14 protein-coding genes are annotated in these 18545 nt (G+C 40.8%); 6 read left to right on the top strand and 8 right to left on the bottom strand.

Going from position 1 to position 18545, the window contains the following annotated elements; translation table 11 throughout:
* Positions 1-97: 97 nt before the first annotated feature.
* Positions 98-1198 (top strand): DUF4407 domain-containing protein, encoded by a 1101-nt coding sequence (locus EZ437_RS04570; RefSeq protein ID WP_131593679.1) that lies wholly within the window; start codon positions 98-100, stop codon positions 1196-1198.
* A complete protein-coding gene (locus EZ437_RS04565) occupies positions 1195-2148 on the top strand; it encodes a M20/M25/M40 family metallo-hydrolase (protein WP_131593677.1) in 954 nt (317 codons plus the stop codon). The genes EZ437_RS04570 and EZ437_RS04565 overlap by 4 nt, the downstream gene beginning before the upstream one ends.
* Here the strand turns inward: EZ437_RS04565 and EZ437_RS04560 are convergent.
* From EZ437_RS04560 to EZ437_RS04530, 7 genes are all read right to left on the bottom strand, one after another.
* Positions 2145-2639 (bottom strand): GNAT family N-acetyltransferase, encoded by a 495-nt coding sequence (locus EZ437_RS04560; RefSeq protein WP_131593675.1) that lies wholly within the window; start codon positions 2637-2639, stop codon positions 2145-2147. The two genes, EZ437_RS04565 and EZ437_RS04560, sit on opposite strands and share 4 nt — an antisense overlap.
* A complete protein-coding gene (locus tag EZ437_RS04555; RefSeq protein ID WP_131593673.1) occupies positions 2636-3208 on the bottom strand; it encodes a thiamine pyrophosphokinase in 573 nt (190 codons plus the stop codon). The genes EZ437_RS04560 and EZ437_RS04555 overlap by 4 nt, the downstream gene beginning before the upstream one ends.
* A 14-nt stretch (positions 3209-3222) precedes the next feature.
* Positions 3223-5751, bottom strand: a complete 2529-nt coding sequence (locus EZ437_RS04550) for a family 20 glycosylhydrolase (protein ID WP_131593671.1) — start codon at positions 5749-5751, stop codon at positions 3223-3225.
* An 83-nt stretch (positions 5752-5834) separates the two neighbouring features.
* Positions 5835-7187 (bottom strand): glycosyl hydrolase family 18 protein, encoded by a 1353-nt coding sequence (locus EZ437_RS04545; protein WP_131593669.1) that lies wholly within the window; start codon positions 7185-7187, stop codon positions 5835-5837.
* A 27-nt stretch (positions 7188-7214) separates the two neighbouring features.
* Complete coding sequence (locus tag EZ437_RS04540) at positions 7215-8222, bottom strand: glycosyl hydrolase family 18 protein (protein ID WP_131593667.1); 1008 nt, start codon at positions 8220-8222, stop codon at positions 7215-7217.
* A 12-nt stretch (positions 8223-8234) separates the two neighbouring features.
* Positions 8235-9827 carry a SusD/RagB family nutrient-binding outer membrane lipoprotein gene (locus tag EZ437_RS04535; RefSeq protein ID WP_165500343.1) on the bottom strand — a complete coding sequence of 531 codons (1593 nt, stop codon included), beginning with the start codon at positions 9825-9827 and terminating at the stop codon, positions 8235-8237.
* Between the two features lie 23 nt (positions 9828-9850).
* Positions 9851-13126: a SusC/RagA family TonB-linked outer membrane protein gene (locus EZ437_RS04530; RefSeq protein ID WP_131593663.1), complete on the bottom strand. Its 3276-nt coding sequence runs from the start codon at positions 13124-13126 to the stop codon at positions 9851-9853.
* Between the two features lie 368 nt (positions 13127-13494).
* Between EZ437_RS04530 and EZ437_RS04525 the strand changes: the two genes are divergently transcribed.
* From EZ437_RS04525 to EZ437_RS04515, 3 genes are all read left to right on the top strand, one after another.
* Entirely contained in the window at positions 13495-14682 is a 1188-nt protein-coding gene (locus EZ437_RS04525; protein ID WP_225869489.1) for an ROK family transcriptional regulator, read from the top strand.
* 61 nt (positions 14683-14743) lie between these two features.
* Positions 14744-16300: a CotH kinase family protein gene (locus EZ437_RS04520; RefSeq protein WP_131593661.1), complete on the top strand. Its 1557-nt coding sequence runs from the start codon at positions 14744-14746 to the stop codon at positions 16298-16300.
* A 99-nt stretch (positions 16301-16399) separates the two neighbouring features.
* Positions 16400-16906: a DUF6265 family protein gene (locus tag EZ437_RS04515; RefSeq protein ID WP_131593659.1), complete on the top strand. Its 507-nt coding sequence runs from the start codon at positions 16400-16402 to the stop codon at positions 16904-16906.
* On the opposite strand, the gene EZ437_RS04510 is transcribed toward EZ437_RS04515, so the two are convergent.
* Complete coding sequence (locus EZ437_RS04510; RefSeq protein ID WP_131593657.1) at positions 16907-17548, bottom strand: 3-keto-disaccharide hydrolase; 642 nt, start codon at positions 17546-17548, stop codon at positions 16907-16909.
* Positions 17549-17725: 177 nt separating this feature from the next.
* Here EZ437_RS04510 and EZ437_RS04505 point away from each other — a divergent pair, with 177 nt between their 5' ends.
* Positions 17726-18514 (top strand): phosphatidylinositol-specific phospholipase C/glycerophosphodiester phosphodiesterase family protein, encoded by a 789-nt coding sequence (locus tag EZ437_RS04505; RefSeq protein ID WP_225869488.1) that lies wholly within the window; start codon positions 17726-17728, stop codon positions 18512-18514.
* Positions 18515-18545: the final 31 nt, after the last annotated feature.

Here is an 18545-nt window from a genome sequence, read left to right as displayed (position 1 = left end):
ATACTAGTATTTAGAATCATTTAAATGCCAAATTTCTGTAACAACTAAGCTGGTCAGGCGTTTAATAGTTTTTCCTTACTAACTTTGGGTTATTGTCATGAATACTATTTCGCGCTTCTTTTGGTTTTGTTCCGGAGTACACCTTGCTACTTTAGAAAAACATCCTACTGAGCACAATAAATATGTTGGAATTGGGGCTACCATATTCTTCACAGGTTTATTTGCAGCATTGTCGGGTGGCTATGCCATGTATTTTGTTTTTAAAGGAGACTCCGGCGCTGTATTCTTTGCTGTACTTTTTGGGTTGATCTGGGGCCTTGCCATTTTCAATATGGACAGGTATATTGTATCAAGTATTAATAAGAGTGCTTCCACAACCAAGCAGGTATGGCAGGCGACACCCCGAATTTTACTGGCCATCATGATCGGTATCGTAATCTCGAGACCGCTGGAACTGAAAATTTTTGACAAAGAAATAAAAGAACGCCTTAAAGTTAGCTACCTCAACAATCAGCGCTCTAAAATAGACACGCTTAACGCAGCTTTTGGAAATAAATACAAAATTGAACTTGCCAAGCTTGGTGATTTAAAAACCCGCCGTGATACGATGGCAAATGCCATTAAAAGCGAGGAACAGAAACTAAATTTTGAGATCTTTGGTAATAAAACAACGGAAACTTCTGGAATTATGGGATATGGGCCATATGCAAAGAGAAAAGAAACTGAGCTGAGCCAGAGAAGGCAATCACTGGATACACTGTCGGCCGAGGTAAGAAGGCTTGAAAATTTTGTAGATGGAAGAAAGCAGTTCGACGGCCTCATGGCTGAAAAGATTTATACCAGCAAAGAACTGGACAGCCTGGCGAATATTGCGGGATTCGCCGACAGAAATTGGGCCCTTGGGCAGCTCAGCTTCAGCCCCAATGGCAAACCCGACCTCAGCACTTCTATGGCTATAACATTCATTGGACTGCTCTTTATATTTTTTGAATGCCTGCCTGTGTTTGTAAAGCTGATGAGCAGTCGCGGACCGTACGACAGATCAGTCGAAAACGTTGAAACCTCTCAGATTTATGAATCTGATAAGGACAAAGATTTTGAAGTTACCGTAATAGATGGGGTACATAATACACGTATCTCTACAGAGATTGCAAAAAGAAAAAATAAACTAAATTTGCCACAGCAATACGAGATATGAAAAAGAACCTTTACCTTCTATTTGTTCTGTTAACATCTGCGCCACTGTACGCACAGGACATCAACAAAATAATCACTAAAGAATATGTTGACAGGTTGATTAAAACACTGAGTGCTGATGACATGGAGGGAAGAGCTGCCTTTACGCCCGGAATTGACAAAGCCGCCTCTTTTATTGAGGCAGAGTTTAAAAGTATGGGTCTTTCACCGCTCACAGGCGCTTCAGGGTACCGGCAAACCTTCTTTAAAGATTCGACTGATAACAGGCCTTTGTTTAATGTAGCGGGTATGATCCCCGGCAAATCAAAAGCAAATGAAATTGTCGTTTTTTCCGGGCATTATGACCACCTCGGTATTATTAAGGCAGAAGGAACTGACAGTATAGCAAACGGGTCCGATGATGATGCTTCAGGCACAACGGCCATGATCGCATTGGCAAAGTATTACAAAGCATTAAACAACAATGAGCGTACGCTGATATTTATAGCTTTCACAGCCGAAGAGATTGGCGGTTTTGGTTCAAAGCATTTTTCAAAAACCTTAAACCCTGATGAAGTAGTAGCGATGTTTAATATTGAAATGATAGGTAAGGAAAGTAAGTTTGGAAAGAACACGGCCTTTATTACAGGATTTGACAAATCGGATTTTGGCAAAATCCTTCAGAAAAATCTTGTCGGAACAGAATTTACCTTTCATCCTGATCCTTATCCGAAACAACAACTGTTTTACAGAAGTGACAACGCCACTTTAGCCGCACTGGGTGTTCCAGCCCATACCATCAGTACGGATAAGATAGATACTGATCCTTATTACCACACCGTGAAAGATGAATATGTCACGCTGGACAGTGAGAACATACTGGCAACTATAAAAGGTATTGCAAAAAGTGCGATAAGTATTGTAAAGGGCATTGATACGCCTGTCAGAATTCCTAAACTCGTAGAGCGTTAGAGCGCTTTTACCATCACATAGTCGTTCATGAAATAGCCTTCGCCAATATCGAGGTTTACCGTTTCTTTAATCTCAAACCCTGCTGATTTATAAAAGTCAGCCGCTTTATTATTCCTGTTGACGTTTAGTTCGATGGATTTACCTTCAAGATCCCGAACCAGGTTCATCACTTCATTGACCAGTAATTTTCCAACACCCTTCCCATGCATTTCCGGCAAAACATACAGTTTGTGCAATTTGTAGCTACAAGCTTCTGGATCTAAAATGGAAAACCCGGCATATCCCAGGTCTTTATCATTTTCTTGTGCCATCAAAAAAATATGCCCTTCCTGGAATTGGGAAAGCAACACACCTTTATTGTACATTTTATCAAGCATATATTCAATTTGCTCGGCAGACAGATAATCAGCGTAGGTATTGTACCATGTACTGTTGGCAATATCCTGTATTACTTCAATATCCTCTTCTTTTGCTTTTCTTAAGATAATCATAACATTTCACTTATAAACAGATAGGGTGTGGTGAATATAAATTCCACAAATCCATCATTAATAACTACAAAACTGCCAACTTCATGCTGTTTTAGATTGCTCGTTTCAAAATAAGAAATCACCTCTATATGATAGACCGTGTCTTTAGGCTTCCAAACGCTAAAACCAGATTTAATCGCATAAGCTTTCTCTGTATCTGTGAATATCACAATGTTGATTTCAGAAACATAACTGCCCAGTTCTCTCAATTTACACGTTGAAGCGGAATCAATAACGTTGACAGCGGGATATTTCTCGGCGATGAGGTAATCTAAAACCGCATCGAGGCTATCATTTTCTGCAAGAATCATCTTTGTATTTTCCTGAAAGGAAGTATCAGAAAGAGCTGAATTAACCACGAGATCAATCTTTAGACCCAGGCTGATTCCCTTTTCATAATCTTGCGAACTAACAATGAGTGTAGGGCTCCATTCCAGTAGCTGCCCAAGATATTCTTCATCAAATGTTCCCAGATGATGAATATACAGCGCAGGTTCTTGTTTCTCTCGAACTATGTGATGTGAAGACATGGCTGCGAAGATAATTATTTTACATAGGTAATTGTTCTTCCTCCGCGCCCTGCTTTATTAAATGTGCGGAACGAGAGGCTTTTTATCTCTGAAATCGGGCCTGTGTATAATTTACTATTTCTTGTTGGCATGGTTCCATCTGTGGTATACCTGATTTCAAAACCGGGCAACTGAATATTTACTACAACCTTATTATCCTGCATGGTTATCCCCGGGTCAGGAATACGGTATCTGAATCCACCGCCATAATAGTCTAATCTTGGCAGTTCCTTTTTTGCTACGACATTTAAAAATTCAGACCAGGCGTATTTATAAAGTTCCTGACTTTTGTTAGCATCTGTTTCAATTGCCCAATCAGGGTTGGCAGCCCAGCTTCTTTCTGCAATACCCAAAATTTTTGGTAGCAGCAGGTATTCGAGCTGGGATTCAGATGTGATCACTTCACTCCATAAGGGGGCTTGTATACCTACGATATTTAACTTTCCCTTTTCAGACAGCTGTTCCTTACTGGCAAAATGATCTGCCTTGAGCGGATTGCCTCTTTCATCTTCTATTTGATTTTTATAGAAATTAAACGGAATAAAGCGAAAAAGCTTATCCAGATCGACATAGCCGCCCCAATATTGCCCTGCTTCTTCAAAGTTCTTATTATAAGCCAGATCTATATACATGTTAGTAACATTAGTAAGAACAACTTTGTACCCTGCATTAGCAAGCTTGTATGCCAGGTCCTCATTAGGCGCCAGGTTATTCCAGACGTCAGTATGAAAGTTCTCATTCGCAAAACGTGCGTCAAGCACCATCTGTTTTTGTCCATTTACCAATGCCTTTTTTAAACCAATTTCTTCCCAGCCTGATAAATATAGACCTCGGGATTTTAGTAATTTATTTATGTTTTTAAAGTAATAATTCCATATTTCATCAACGGATTTTACACTTGGATCTCTCTTTAGCAGGGCGGTAACAGCAGGCGATTTCTCCCATACCCCTACCGGAACTTCATCTCCGCCAAAGTGTATGGTTGTCAGTGGGGCATCTGCTTCTTTGTACATCAGCAACATTTCATCTATCAGCTTTTCCATGAACGTATATACTGAAGGCAGCGCCGGATTGATCACATTGTCGTTCCATCCCTGAACAGAGCGATACACAGACTGATCTTTAAGGTCTCTCAGAAGGTATTTTTCTGCTCCTGCCTTATCGCCTGCCTTTAGCAATTTTTCATACCTGGTATTCATAGATTTTATGGCGGCCCTGGCATGGCCTGGCGTCTCAAATTCTGGGATAACACGAATATGCCTTGTTGTGGCATATCTCAGTATCTCAATATAATCAGCCTTTGAAAGATATCCGCTTCCTGAGTTGGCGTTTATATTCGGGCCCGAGCCATAAGATGGAATCAGGTTATCTTTTTCTGTAAGCGTATGTCCGCGTTTGGAGCCTACTTCAGTCAGTTCCGGCAATCCGGGTATTTCTATCCTCCACCCTTCATCATCATTAAAATGCAGGTGCAATACATTCATTTTATATAAAGAGATCATATCTATCACTTTCAGTATCTCCTCTTTCGGCTGAAAATTACGTGCTATATCCATCATGAATGCGCGATGCGGGAAACGGGGAGCATCGGTAACGACCAGTCCCGAAATGCTGATAGATTCTTGTTTTACGGACCAGGTGGCAGATGGAAATAGATTCTTTAAGGATTGTATTCCATAAAATATCCCTTCATTGCCAGATGCACCAATAATGATCGCATTAGAAGTAATCTGCAGCTTATACGCTTCCTCGGATGGCAGTGTGAGTTGTTGCAAAACAATAATGTTCTGCTTTTCTGTTGAGCCGATCAATGGCTTAAAATCACATATCTTTTCGATTTCTGTCGACAAATAAGCCGCTTCTGCGCTAAACATAGGATCTGTAACGATCTTAGTCTGCTTGCTAATGGTAAAATTATCTTTTGTCTTTTTAGCATTCAACGGGGTAGGAAATATCGGTGGTAATATCGCAACTGGAATGTCTTCTATTTCCTCATTACGTGCAAAAGTATTCTCTGAAATCGCCTTCTGCTGATCTTTGTAGTTTACAGCAGTTATCGCTTCGAAAGGAACAGCAATGCCTTCAGCAGGTCTGGAATCAAAGGCAATATAGAAACCTCTGGGGAAATCTGTTCTTTTAATTAAATCCCTGGAAAGCAACTGAACGGTCTCTGATTTTCCGGGCAGCAGTCCCTTAAAAGATTTTGCCGGAGAAGCTTTAAAAAAATCTCCGTTGATCTGCTCCACTTTAAGCGCATTCTGTACCTCTGTAAGACTCCTCGGATTTGCAGCATTGAAATACAGGATCCAGCCGGAAGAAGGCAGTGCTTCTTTCCCGATATTGGTGAGGGTCAATTTAGAATATGTTTCACCGGTTCCCTTGTAGTTATTTTCTACTGTTTCCCAGGTAACCTTTAAATCTTTGGCATTAAAAGCTACCTTTTTTTGAGAGAATCCTTGGCTTATTGTAAAGAAAAAAAGGATGAACGAGCAGATCTTTGTCATAATTAATGATTATGGCACTAAGCTATAAAAATTTACAATCCCCAACGAAAGTCCTGAGCGAATTCCATTAGGGATTGATGTCATTATTTTAGTATATCGTATATGGTTTTAATTAAAGATTTACTGTCCGCTGCATCATAATCTCCAGCCCAGATATAAGCTCCTTTAAAGCCATTGGTTTTAATGTAATTTGCCTTTTCAGTGACCAAAGGGATACCATTGAAATAAACCCCTTTGGCTATTGTGGCATCATATTCTTTAGTATGGATCTGAGGATCTTTAGATGTTGCAATGATGTCTTTATAGGCTATATAATCATAAGAACCCCAGCTCGCATTGTTGCCGTTCGCATCCAGTTCATTATATCTTAAACCAAAAGCCGGAATACCCAAAACGAGTTTATTTTTAGGATATCCCTTATTGACCCATAAAGTTGCAGCATCATTCATAAACCAGAATGGCGACTGTTGTCCAACCGGAGCGCCGGGGCCAACATTAGCACCTGTTTCAAACGCATGTACATTCACCCAGTCTGCATGTAATAAGGAAGTGTACTCCCAATGCATATAATTGGTAGTTACTGTAGCGGTGACAATAGAATTTGCAGGAAGAGCCGCTTTAAGTTCGGCGATGAATGGTCCGACAGACTGTGCACTTTTGGCTGAGATACTATAGTTATCGTTACTTAAATCGGTCATCATCACATCAATACCATCCAGTTTTCTGGCTGTAACATAGGCAGCAAGTGTCGCAACCAAAGTTGCTCTTTTTGCAGGGCTGCTTATTACTGTTCCGAAGTCTACGCTATTATATAGTGCCCATCCGTCAACGCCAGATAGCCTGCCCGAGACGCCAAGGAGCACTGGGGTTTTATTGATATGGCCCCTAGCAACTATTTCATCTATGTTCTGATTCAGATTTCCTTTTGAAAAATCCACACCACCATCGGGAAGTATCCTTGCGCCGTTGAAAGCGACATGGCTTACTATGGCCCAGTTTATATTTGCCGCTACGCCATTCTCCGAAAGATATGGCATTACTACGAAAGCGCTGCTTTTAGGTGTGTAGGTAGCGGGGCTAACCAGTACTTTAGAAATCCTGGTTGCAGTCTGCCCGTTATAAGTTGCTTCAACCTTTACCACAAATTCACCGCCCGATGTAGGCGTAAATGTAAATGCGGTATCCGTCGAGACTTCTACATCGTTAACTTTCCAGGAGATCTTCGTTTTCTCCAGTGGTTTTGGGGAGAATGTTAACCGGGAGTATATGGCAGATTGCCCTTCAAATATAATCCTGCTAGGACTAGTAAACACTGCTCCGTTATCTATGATTCTAGGATGAAAATTTTCATCAAAATCTGCTTCCTGTCCCTTTTTGCAGCCCACTACGACAGCAAGGAGAAAAAAGCAAACCATTAAGTATTTTATATTTTTCATAATCAATAATTTATTAAATGATTGAATTTATTTCTTTAATTGTAGCAAGGCTTCGTCGTTAATTGCTTTAAGCAAGGACAGCTCGCCCTTTGCATCACCCAATAACTGCCAAATCATCACTCCGGCAGCCTTCTTTTTGACTGCATAACCTACTTTCTTTTTTATGGTAGGCATACCGTTGTAGTAAAATGTTCCTTTACCAGGCAGTTCCCATTGATCAACTTTTTCAGATCCTGGATAGGCGGCCACAAGACTGCCATAATTCATATCCTCACTGATATCTGGTCCGAATCCATACGCATAAAAAGGCAGTCCCAGCACTAATTTCTCCGCTTTGATGCCTCTGGTGCTATTCCAATGCTCGAAATCTGCCTCTGCTGCTACATAAGTGGAGTGCGGCCCTGGCTGATCTTTTCTCCAGGGACCGGTTTGGTCGTAAGACATGATATTGATAAGGTCAAACAGTGCTATTGCTTTCTGTGAATACGCTGTTGAGTTCCAGGTTGCTACCGCAGCAGTCATAATCTTTCCTTCCTTTTTTAAAGATACAGAAAGATCAACTACAAATGCTTCATAGTGCTCATTTACGAAATCCCCTTCCAGGTCTACATCTATGCCATCCAGGTTATAGGTTCGGGTAAGCTGTGTAAGTCCGTCTACCAGTGTTTTCCTATTGGCTGGTTTAATCAGTTCCTTTAAATGTTGGGGTGGATTACCGCCAGCAAATGCCGCTATGATCTTGACATTGTTGTCGTGTGCTTTCTTCGCTAATGCCTGTAAACCGTTTACAGCAGCAAAATTTCCGGAAGCGTCAGGATTTATAAATGCGACTATCAGATGGGTTATCCTGCTGAAGTCCAGCTCTGCTGACTTCGCAAGCAGATCACCACTGGAAAACATATACCCCACTACTTTAAAGTTGTTTATTGTTTGTTCTCCCCGTTCCGACTCCTTAGCGTTGACTGTTTTTTTACTACAGCCAGCCGCCAACATCATCAAACAAAATAACCTTAGGAATAATTTTACATGTTTCATAATCCTGACCGTTTATTGCTTATCCCACCAAACTCTGGCATTCCAGGTATCGGTACCGCCAAGTGCTGGTAATACCTTCTCAAAATTTGCTCTGTTCTGTTCCTCTTCAGTATAAGGATATTCAAAACGTCTCGGAATAGTCAAACTTTCACTTGGCTCATCTACCCCTTTTCCGGGCGTGAGAACCGGGAATCCTGATCTTCGCCAATTTGAATAAGCTTCAGTGCCGTTTAAGAACAAAGTTAACCAAAGTTGCTTGTTGATAAGTTCAATTTCTCTGCCAGGGAGCAAAGCATTACTACTGATGAAGGTACTAATCTCGGTATTGTTAGCAGTTGGCCCTCCGGGAAAGTAGCTCAATTGCAATATTCCGGCTTCAATGCCTTTCTGATAATGCTCAGTAGCAGAACCACCAAATGTGCTTCCGAACCTGACTGTTGCCTCCGCAAGCAGAAGTTCAACTTCAGAGTAGGTAAGGTGTAAAAACGGCGCGTTAAAACGCAACAGGAAATTAGCTGGTTGAGCCTTCTGATCATTGCTGCTGGCATCGTACGTGCCTGTTCCTGGTACGGTGATAGGCAGGGGATTATTCCAATCATTCCATAAATAGTGCCCCGGGATAATGCCATTGTACCCAATTTGTGATGTTATTTGCTCTGTGATGTCAATCCGGTTAATCGGTGGTATAGCAGCATTATCTACATAGTATTTTACCATATACTTCAATCTTGGATCGTTGGTGCTGCGGAGTTGCTCCAGGAAAGTTGTCGTAAAGCGACCTGGTACCCCATCTTTATGAAAAGATTCAGAAACCGCATTACCCCTGATATCGCCCCTGCCTGATGCTTCATACTGATTTCTCACGTCTTCATGGTCTACCTTACATACATCACTGTTTGTAGTAAATACTCCTGAATCGAATGCCAGTTGCGCTTCAGCTTTAGCTTTGGCGAGATCTATCTTAACTAAACGCATTGCATAACGAAGGCGTAGAGAATTGGCAAATTTTTTCCAGGCATTTACATCCCCGTTGTAAAAGACATCTCCTTTTACGGCGTCTTTACTCGCATCCAGCTGCAATGAGGCCTCTTTAAGCTCCTTGAAAAAATCGTTGTAAATTTCCTGTTGAGTATCGAATTTTGGTTTAACTCCCTGGCCTGCCTCACTATATGGAATATCACCATAGAGGTCGGTCATCCTTGAAAATATGTAAACTTTCATAATCCTGCAGACAGCGTTCAAATTACTCTTTTCAGGCAGGGAAGTCGTCCGTTTAACCGCATCAATAATGTTGACAATATCATTTCCGTAAGAATCTTCCCAAAGTATTCCCATCACGTTCGGATCTCTGAGATAGGCGCCTCCATACCTGTTAACATAGGAACCTGCGATGTGCTGCACGAGTGGCATAGTCATCATGATATTTGTCCTTTGATTCACATTCAGATCTCCTGAAAACCGCAACTGGGCGGTAGTCAACTGAACGGAAGGATCCATGTTTGAGGATCTTGTTGGGTCGACGTTCGTATCCCCAAATTTTTTACAAGAAGCGGTGAACAGCACTAATACTGTTAACCATGTATATAAATTTATATGCTTTTTCATTTTTTCCAGTTTAGAGGGAATCATTAAAATCTAAAGTTCAGGTTAAACCCATAACTCCTTCTTCCAGGTAAGGAGCCATACTCTATTCCCTGTCCATTACCATTGCTATAGTTTGAATCCGGGTCAACATTCGGAACATTTCTATACAAAATAAATGGGTTCCTGGCTACCAGTGCCACCTGCACATCTTTTACTCCCCATTTGCCGGTTAGCGACGAGGGGATGCTGTAACTGAGTGTAAGCTGTCGCATTTTGATGTAGGAACCGTCATATATAAATGGACTGGCTACCCCGTTCAACAGATCAGAATATCTGCCCCAATATACAGAAGGATCAACTGCCCGTGTGTTTTCGGTGTAAATCGGGCTTCCGTCAGATGCAACGCCAGTCTGAACTACTCCTTTTGGCACAAGGCCGCCTACTTTGCCTGCGGCCGTCCACTGATCAATGGTCTGCCCGCTGGCTTGTCTATCTTCCTCAGATTTTATCCATTCAGCACGGCCTTCTAAGGTGGATTCAAGTGAACCGCTCGCTGCAGCCCCTAAGTTGGTCAGTGAAAGCAGATCAGCACCGAATTTAGCATCGAATACCGCACCGAGACTAAAGTTTTTATAGCCTAGCGTACTACTTAGTCCCCCGGTCCAGTCAAAAATACCCTTTCCGACTACCTTGCGACTATCGCTTAAAACGGGCTGAAGGTCATTCGCATTAAGAATCACGTTTCCGTTTGGATCGTACTGATAGTCATTGCCAAGCAGGGAACCGTAATCCGCTCCAGGCATCGCTACTACCGATATCCCCATCCACCTTGCTTCGGACAATACCAGAAATGGTGTACCCTCAGCCAATGATTCTACCTTATTTATATTTCGTGCGAAAGACAAACTGAGATCCCAGTTAAAATCCTTAGTGGCTATCGGTGTTGCATTTAATGCAATCTCAACACCTTCATTCGAAATTACACCGGCATTGAGTATCGTTGTCTTGTAACCTGATGAAACGGGAGCTGGTAATATATTCAGCTGGTCTTTTGACTTAGAATTATAGTAGCTCACGTCAAGGCCCAATCTGCTGTTGAAAAACTTGAGATCGGCCCCAAACTCATAAGAGCGTGTAGTGGTGGGTTTTAAACCTGCAAGTTTTGCCTGAATGTCTGTTGACAAACCTCCAGTAGGCAGCCCATCAAAGGGAAGAGAATTACTTTTGTAGTACTGGGCCGTCAGGAAAGGATCAGTATCTGATGCGACCTGCGCGATTGAAGCCCTAATGCGGCCGGATGTAAGGTATTTCTTATCCATTTTAAACGCATCAGAAAAAACAAAACTACCATTTAACGATGGATAGGTTTTGTAGTTGTCCCCGTATAGCAGGGTGGAGTACGCATCTTGCCTCAAAGTGGCATCGAAATATAGAAACCCTTTGTACGCGGCCGTCAAGAGTCCGTAGACAGAATTCATGTGACGTTTTCTTGCCAGCGGCGACACAGACTGACTTGTGTAACTTGTGGGTATTGCTACATCCAATATGGCTTGATTGGTAAACTGCATAACACTACCCGACATGTTATTGCGAGTAATACTCGAACCTAGCCGTGCCGACAAATTCCAGTTTTGACCGAATTGCTTTTGGGCGGTTAACAAAGCATCTGCTTCTATAGTATTATACTTGCTATTATTCTGGTCTAGCATACCAGTTAAAGCTCCTGGAGTAGTTCTTGGGCTGAACTTCTCAAAATTAACGTATGTCTGATCGGAAGATCCCCTGGCTTGCAAGGACAACCAGCTTAAAATGTTATAGTTGAGTTGCAAAGAGGCAAGCAACCTGTCTTTTTTGGTATCATTCGTCATTTCATTGATAATCCAATAAGGATTCAGTCGATACTGGTTTCCATTATTCCAGTCAAGGTAACTGCCATCAGCATTTTTATATTCGTTTTTGAACCTGGCCTGATCTACCGTGTTAGCCAGGGTAAGAAAACTGTTCCCTATATTTGCTGGATCGTCGGCCAATGAAGGGCGGTTTTTAACATCTTCATTCATGTAGAATGCCCTGGCTTCTAACGTAATTTTTGATCCAAAACGGGAACTTCCGCTAAATGTAAAGGAATTCCTTGTAATCCCGCTTTCTGGAATAATATCGCGATTAGTTAAATTAGAAGCCGAAAACCTGAAATTTGAATTGTCCGTGGCATTAGTAAATGAAAGGGTATTTGTAAATGTACTTCCGGTTTTAAAAAACCCATCGATATTGTTCTTTACATAGGCATAAGGCACCCGCTTCCCTGTGCCGGTGATTACGGTCAAATCAGGGTCGATACGTGCACCGAAACTCTTATTGAGGGTATTGTAGTCTTGTATTTCAAGCGTATTCAGCTGTTGCTTTATTCCCTGGCCATACAATGACTGATAACCATCATAACTCGTCAACTGTTGCTCCAGAGAAGATGTACTATTAAATTCGATACCCAACTCCTTATTCTTAGTTCCCTTTTTTGTTGTGATCAAGATTACACCATTACCGGCCCTTGACCCGTATAATGCCGATGCAGAAGCTCCTTTTAGAACACTGATTTTATCTATGTCGTCAGGATTTATGGCTGATATGGCATCTCCCATGTCTACACCAGAGGCATATTGACCACTACCTGCCCCGCCATAATTTGAATTGTCGATGGGAATACCATCAACCACATATAAAGGCTGGTTATTGCCTGATACAGATGTACTTCCGCGGATGATAACACGCGAAGCACCCGCTGGTCCACCGGCCCCACTGTTAATGATCAATCCGGGAACCTTACCAGCCAAAGAATTGATAACATTTGTCTCCCTTGCTTTTTTCAATCCCTCGCCATCTACTTCTGATACCGAATATCCCAGAGACCTTTCCTCTCTTCTAATACCAAGGGCAGTGACTACCGTATTATCAAGCTGTACGGCCTGTTCAGCCAATACCACCACGATGTTATTTTGATCAGATGCAATAACAGACTTTTCCTGAAAGCCAATCATTTTAAACGTGACCACATCACCTTTATCAGCCAAAATACTAAAATCCCCTGTCTCATTGGTAGATACGGATTTTTTTTGGGTAACGTTAGTTACGGTAACCCCGGGCATGGCACTGCCTTTCTCATCTTTGATTTTGCCTTTCAGTGTAAAAGACTGAAACTTGTTAGCTACTGTTGCTGAAGATACTCCTGAAAACGCGGGAGTAACGAAACCAGCAATTAGCATCAGACAACAAATCGTTTTAGTAGCCAATCCATAAAATCGGTAATAAAGTAGACTTTTTTTCATTTTGTTTGGTTTAGTTAAAGGTTCTAATATTGCTTGATCAAACGATGTAAAGCGCAGGGTGTTCTTAACATTCAGACATCTTTTTGATTGCTTACCTCAAACTTAATAAAAAAAATGACAACTTTAAAAAAAAATTAAAAAGAATTATAAAATTATTTAAATATTGTTTTAAGTTTGTATACGAGAGACCTAAAACAACTGTTTCAAACCAACTTGCATCATAACTTCAATTACTTTTTAAACTTTTTAAGAACAGTTGATCATTTAAATTTTTTAGGCCAGTTTTAGACAATTCTTTTTACAAAGTAACATATATTTGCCTGCGCTTTCTTTATTTTTGTAGTACTGACCTTTTAAACGAATTACCTGTGTTTAACACTAATAAAAAAAATTCAAAACTATACGCCGAGATCATACAGCAGTTGTATTACGGCAAAGTTATGTCTTGTGCAGAATTAAGCTTACTGATTGACAAGAGTATCCCTCTTGTAACCAAGTCACTAAACCATTTAATAGAAATGGGATTGGTTGTAGAGCAGGGCTACGCACCTTCAAGCGGAGGCAGAAGACCACTCATGTATGCTGTTAAATCAGATAGGCTATATATAGTAACTGTAGCAATGGATCAGTTATCTACACGTATCGTTACCATTGACCTTTTAAACAATTACATTACTCCGGTCGAAATAATCGAGTTAAAATTACTTAACAATCCTAATTCATTAAACAGCCTGACCAGTATAATTTCTGAACACATCAGCAAATTTAATTTGGACAAGGAAAAGCTGATCGGCATTGGAATAGGTATGCCTGGATTTGTAAACATTAACGAAGGGGTCAACTATACTTATCTGGATGCCGGGGATAAAAGCCTTACCGGACGCATTTTTGAAGCAACAGGCATTCCTGTTTTTATAGACAATGATTCCAGTCTGATTGCGCTATCTGAACTTAAATTTGGCGTTGCCAAGTCCATTAAAGATGTAATGGTCATAAATTTAAGCTGGGGTATTGGACTTGGCATGATCATCAACGGACAATTATTCAGGGGCCACTCTGGGTTTGCAGGAGAGTTCAGTCACATTCCAATTACTGAAGAAGGGGCATTATGTTCCTGTGGCAAGCAGGGCTGCCTTGAAGCCGAAGCCTCCCTGCTGGCCGTTGCAGAAAAAGCGTTGGAAGGAATCAAAAACGGCAGGATATCAAGCTTTCAGGGTTTTAGTGAAAGATCAAAAGTAGATGCTGGAGATGCCCTGATGGATGTAGCAAACAGGGGCGATCAGTTCGCCGTTGAGTTACTTTCAGAAGCTGCCTATAAAATCGGCAGGGGACTATCCATCCTGATCCATATCATGAACCCTAAAGCAATTGTGATTAGCGGAAGAGGAGTGAAAGTCGGGAAATTATTACTTGCACCCATACAACAGGCCCTTAATAAATATTGCATTCCACGTCTTGCCAGCGAAACAGAGATTATCATTTCCGAAATTGGTTTTGATGCTGAATTAGTTGGCGCTGCAATTTTGGTGATGGAAAATTTTCATAAAGAAAATTAATAGACTTTTGGACAGAAACTGCTTAATTTTAGTATCTTAGAAAACTAAGCATTCTAACCAAATGAAAAAACACCTTATTTATTTAATACTTTTAATAAGTATATGGAGCTGTAAAAAAGATAACATTACAGTTCAGGAGCCAGAACCCGAACCGAGAACGAAAGACAGTGTCTCCTTGATTTCTGTGCTCTTTGAGGCAAAATATAATGCAGGCAAAATCACTAAGGACATATCAGGCATCATTAGTGGCGACGAGATCAAAGTATTAATTCCTGATTTTGCCAATAATAAAAAATTCGTAGCAAGTTTTATTACACATAACGCACGTATAACAGTAAACGATACCATTCAAATTAGCGGGACTACAGCCACAGACTTTTCTAAACCCGTATTGTACAAATTGACCTCAGAAAAAGGGACAACTAAAACTTACAAATTTTTACTCAAGAATTTTACCGGAATTCCGATTTTGCATTTAAGCACAGAGGGCGGTAATGACATAGTTTCTAAAGACGTCTATCTGAATGGAAGTCTGATAGTCAATACAAATACGCTCTATGAGCAAGCCAAAACAACTATTCCCTTACAGGTAAAAGGGCGGGGAAATTCCACGTGGGGCATGGAGAAAAAACCTTACCGTTTGAAATTTACTGACAAAACCCCAATGCTTGGCATGCCTACTGCTAAAAACTGGGTCTTACTCGCGAATTATTCTGACAAGACACTGCTGCGTACAAGTACCGCATTTGAATTTGGAACAAAAATAGGGGCAGACTTTACGCCACAGGGACGTCCGGTAGAACTGGTATTAAACGGTAAATACAAAGGGTCATATTTTCTAACAAGTCAGGTAGAAGTGAACGAAAATCGTGTAAATATCCCCGAACTAAAAAAGTCAAATACTTCAGCCGAAGAAATAACCGGTGGATATTTACTGGAGCAGGATGAGCGCCGAGATGAGCCAAATAGGTTTGAAACGGAAAAACGTAAGTTGCCTTTTACAATAAAGTCGCCAGAAGATATCACTCCCGCACAGTTTACCTACATCAAAAATTATATGCAGCAAACTGAGGATGCCATTTTCTCAGAAGATTTCGCTGATCCGGAAAAAGGGTATAACAAATACATAAATACCGAATCGTTTATCAATTGGTTTATCGTACAGGAGATCATGAAAAATCAAGATGCAAAAGTCTTTTCCAGCATATTTTATTACAAAAACCGAGGCGGTAAACTCGGACTAGGCCCTCTATGGGATTTCGATCTTGCAGCAGGAAATGTAGATTATTCAGATGCCCGTTACTCCACAGGATGGTGGATAAAAGATGGGCCGTGGTTCAGCCGCTTGTTTCAGGACCCAAATTTTAGTGCAAAGGTGAAAGCTCGATGGAACGCGTTAAAAAACAAAGAAATCAAAGATATTACAGCATCAATAGACCAAAATGCTGCATACATTAATCTTTCTCAAAGAAAGAATTTTGAAGAGTGGAAAATTTTAGACAAAAAAGTATGGCCTAATCCTGTCGCCTACGGAACCTATTCCGCGGAAGTAGCTCAATTAAAAACATGGTTATCAGCGAGAATAACCTGGCTGGATGTTGAAATAAATAAATTTTAATCCGGATAGTTAAGCAAACACATCACCTTTATAAAATTCATATATTGAGCATATATAATAATCTTACCTAAGTCTACTATTCATTGTTAATCGTTTGTTATGAAACATCTTTACACTTTAATCCTGCTATTATTTGTTAATGGTTTTACAGCTAAAATCTATGCACAGGCACAGCAAAATACTGGTTCAGTTGCCGATGTCGCTTTTATTCAGGGTCATTGGAAAGCCACTACCGCTCAGGGTCAGACAATTGAGGGAGTCTGGCTGCAACCGGAAGGGGAGAACATATTGGGTTTCATGCGCATGATGAAGAGCGGAAAAGCCGATCTTTACGAAATATTAGCCTATGAACAATCCGAGAAAGGGTTGGTTTCGATGGTAAAACACTTTAAACCGGGCCTGCTGGGTTTGGAGGAAAAGGACAAACAGGACCGTTATCATTTTGTAGAAGCAAGCAAAGACCGGGCTATCTTTCAAAAAGAAGGGGAAAGTCTGCAGATTCTCTATGAAAAACGCAGCCCTAATCAATTCGTGATTGCAAGGGGAACTAAGGAAGGCGACAAATGGAAATTTACTGATCTGTTTGTATTTAACAGAGTTAAATAGTTATTTTTCCGGCAGAAGCCTTACCATAATATCTTTGTAATACACTACACTGCCAGGATCATGTCCCTGTAATGCAAATGTTCCATTAGCGATGGCCCTGCCACCAACATTTTTGCTGCCTACATCATCCGGCTCTATATATTCTACAACTGTTTTGCCGTTAATTTTAATGGTTATTTTCTTACCCTGCACCATAATGTATTCTTCGTACCATTCATTGTCTTTTGCATAGGTTTCTTTCACGTCCTGAATACTGTATAAACTCCCTGTTCTGCGCCAGTCAGTATGCGAATTATTGACTTGTACTTCATAACCTTTATCGGGGAAACCTTCAGCCTGAAATGCAGTATGAAAATAAATACCTGAGTTAGCACCAGGTTTGGTCATTACCTGCGCCTTAAGCTCAAAATTCTTAAAAGTATGGTTGCTTACCGGGCCGTCATAGAACAAATGTGAGATCGGTCCGGCTACTTTGATTGCTCCGTCCTCTACACTAAACGTTTGAGGATTTTGATTCTTTTTCCAGCCGTTAAGTGTTTTTCCGTCAAACAGACTGATCCATTTACCCGTTTTTTGTTGCTTAACAGGTGAACAAGAGACCAAAAAGAAAGATAACGCACATATGGTGATCAGGATTTTCATTGATTTATGTTTTAATATTTCACAATTTACAATAATTTATGGAAAAGCCATCAACTCTCCAAGCGCCCAATAGCCGAGGGCCTCTTTACAGAACCAAATAAGAAAAATTTTATTGTAAAAAATTCTTGCAATTGATCACTTTCAGACACTAACTTTATGGTATTATAATTTTAAAAAATGCAGATAAAAAAGATAATCCTTCTTTGCCTTACGATTGCGTTAGCAGGCATGTTTCCGCTTTATGCCCAGAAATATGAGGTGAACAAGAATGCGCATTCTCACAATGACTACCTTCAGCCAATACCCTTTTATACTGCTTATGCAAACCGCTTTGCATCCATGGAAATTGACGTATACCTGATCGGAAAAGAACTATACGTGGCGCATACCAGAAAAGAAATAGACAGCACCAGGACCATTGAAAAACTATACCTGGAACCTCTGTTGAAACAGATAAAAATAAACCGGGGAAAGCCTTACAAAAATGGGGGACACCTGCAGTTCATGATTGATTTAAAAACAGCCGGAGAACCTGCGCTAAAAGTGCTCGAAGCTAAACTAAAACCTATCCGGAAGTATTTTGACACGAAAAACAATCCGGATGCTGTACGCCTGGTATTTAGTGGATCGGTCCCGTCTGCTGAAAAATTTAAGGACTTTGATGAGATCTTTTTCTTTGACGGACGGCCCGGAATTAATTACACACCTGATCAGCTAAAGAGAATCGCTTTTTTTAGCAGTGCTATGCAGCAATTTACGCTATGGAACGGAATAGATCCGATGCTTCCGGAAGAACAGGCAAGGGTACGCAATTTCGTAGATTCCGTACATAATTTAAAGAAGCCAGTACGGTTCTGGGGCAATCCAGACACCAAAACGTGCTGGCAGACATTCATAAAACTTGGCGTTGACTATCTGAATACAGATAAACCCACAGAAATGGCGAAGTTCTTAAATAATTTATAAAATTTTACTATTTTTCCTGTGATGTTTGTTT

It is taken from the genome of Pedobacter psychroterrae (genome assembly GCF_004331695.1).
In the GTDB taxonomy this organism is placed as follows: Bacteria; Bacteroidota; Bacteroidia; order Sphingobacteriales; family Sphingobacteriaceae; genus Pedobacter; species Pedobacter psychroterrae.
This window is presented reverse-complemented; position numbering and strand designations above follow the sequence as displayed.